The organism is [Bacillus] enclensis, from assembly GCF_001456935.1.
In the GTDB taxonomy this organism is placed as follows: domain Bacteria; phylum Bacillota; class Bacilli; order Bacillales; family Bacillaceae_B; genus Rossellomorea; species Rossellomorea enclensis.
The window spans coordinates 1-1,188 of the sequence record NZ_KQ758491.1; the positions used below are offsets into that span (position 1 = coordinate 1).

The following is a 1,188-nucleotide window of genomic DNA, read 5'->3' on the forward strand; positions in this document are numbered from 1 at the left end:
ACGGCAATACCGGTATTCTTGACATCAATCCTTTATCTAGTTTTGAGAGAGCAAAATTCTCAGTAAAAGTACAAAAAAAGTCTTGAAAAAACTCTAAAAGACGATATAATAGTACTTGTCCTTAAAAAAGACATCATGAAATTGTCTGGTGACTATGGCGAAGAGGCCACACCCGTTCCCATGCCGAACACGGAAGTTAAGCTCTTCAGCGCCGATGGTAGTTGGGGGATCTCCCCCTGTGAGAGTAGGACGTCGCCAGGCACATCGTTCCGCAGTAGCTCAGTGGTAGAGCTATCGGCTGTTAACCGATCGGTCGCAAGTTCGAATCTTGCCTGCGGAGCCAATATGGAGAGCTGTCCGAGTGGTCGAAGGAGCACGATTGGAAATCGTGTAGGCGGTCAAACACTGTCTCAAGGGTTCAAATCCCTTGCTCTCCGCCATAACATATTTTACCTGGCCCGTTGGTCAAGCGGTTAAGACACCGCCCTTTCACGGCGGTAACACGGGTTCGAATCCCGTACGGGTCACCATAGAGTTTTCCGAAAGAACTCTTCATACATAACGGAGGATTAGCTCAGCTGGGAGAGCATCTGCCTTACAAGCAGAGGGTCGGCGGTTCGATCCCGTCATCCTCCACCATTGATTCAATTTTAAATTACTATTATCGTCGCGGGGTGGAGCAGTTCGGTAGCTCGTCGGGCTCATAACCCGAAGGTCGCAGGTTCAAATCCTGTCCCCGCAATACCATTTTGCAAAAGTGAATAAACATCTAATGAGTAACTGATGGATGAATATTCTGCTGACGCAAAGTAAGGTAAGTTCTTTTGCTAACGCAGATTAATGAAAGATATTTTGCTTTCGCAAAAATCTCTGGTCTGGTAGTTCAGTTGGTTAGAATGCCTGCCTGTCACGCAGGAGGTCGCGGGTTCGAGTCCCGTCCAGACCGCCATTTTTCATTGAATGGCAAATATGAATATACAAAATGGCTCAGTAGCTCAGTTGGTAGAGCAATGGACTGAAAATCCATGTGTCGGCGGTTCGATTCCGTCCTGAGCCACCATGTTTTTTACAAAGCATAGTGGTGTAAAAAATGTGCCGGTGTAGCTCAACTGGTAGAGCAACTGACTTGTAATCAGTAGGTTGGGGGTTCAAGTCCTCTTGCCGGCACCATTTTCTCTCATTGTGGAG

At 47.1% G+C, this 1,188-nt stretch carries 8 tRNA genes and 1 rRNA gene; all 9 read left to right on the plus strand.

The annotated features are described in order from the left end of the window. Positions 1–144: 144 nt before the first annotated feature. Positions 145–261: ribosomal RNA gene (gene rrf, locus AS034_RS20210) — 5S ribosomal RNA — on the plus strand. A gap of 7 nt (positions 262–268) precedes the next feature. Beyond that, positions 269–343: transfer RNA gene (locus tag AS034_RS20215), tRNA-Asn, on the plus strand. Between the two features lie 4 nt (positions 344–347). After that, a tRNA-Ser gene (locus AS034_RS20220) sits at positions 348–440 on the plus strand. Between the two features lie 15 nt (positions 441–455). Further along, positions 456–530 (plus strand) — tRNA-Glu (locus AS034_RS20225). A 33-nt stretch (positions 531–563) separates the two neighbouring features. Next, positions 564–639: transfer RNA gene (locus AS034_RS20230), tRNA-Val, on the plus strand. Positions 640–668: 29 nt separating this feature from the next. Next, positions 669–742, plus strand: a tRNA-Met gene (locus tag AS034_RS20235). Positions 743–872: 130 nt separating this feature from the next. Beyond that, positions 873–949 (plus strand) — tRNA-Asp (locus tag AS034_RS20240). A 35-nt stretch (positions 950–984) separates the two neighbouring features. After that, positions 985–1,060, plus strand: a tRNA-Phe gene (locus AS034_RS20245). Between the two features lie 34 nt (positions 1,061–1,094). Next, positions 1,095–1,170 (plus strand) — tRNA-Thr (locus AS034_RS20250). Positions 1,171–1,188 lie beyond the last annotated feature (18 nt).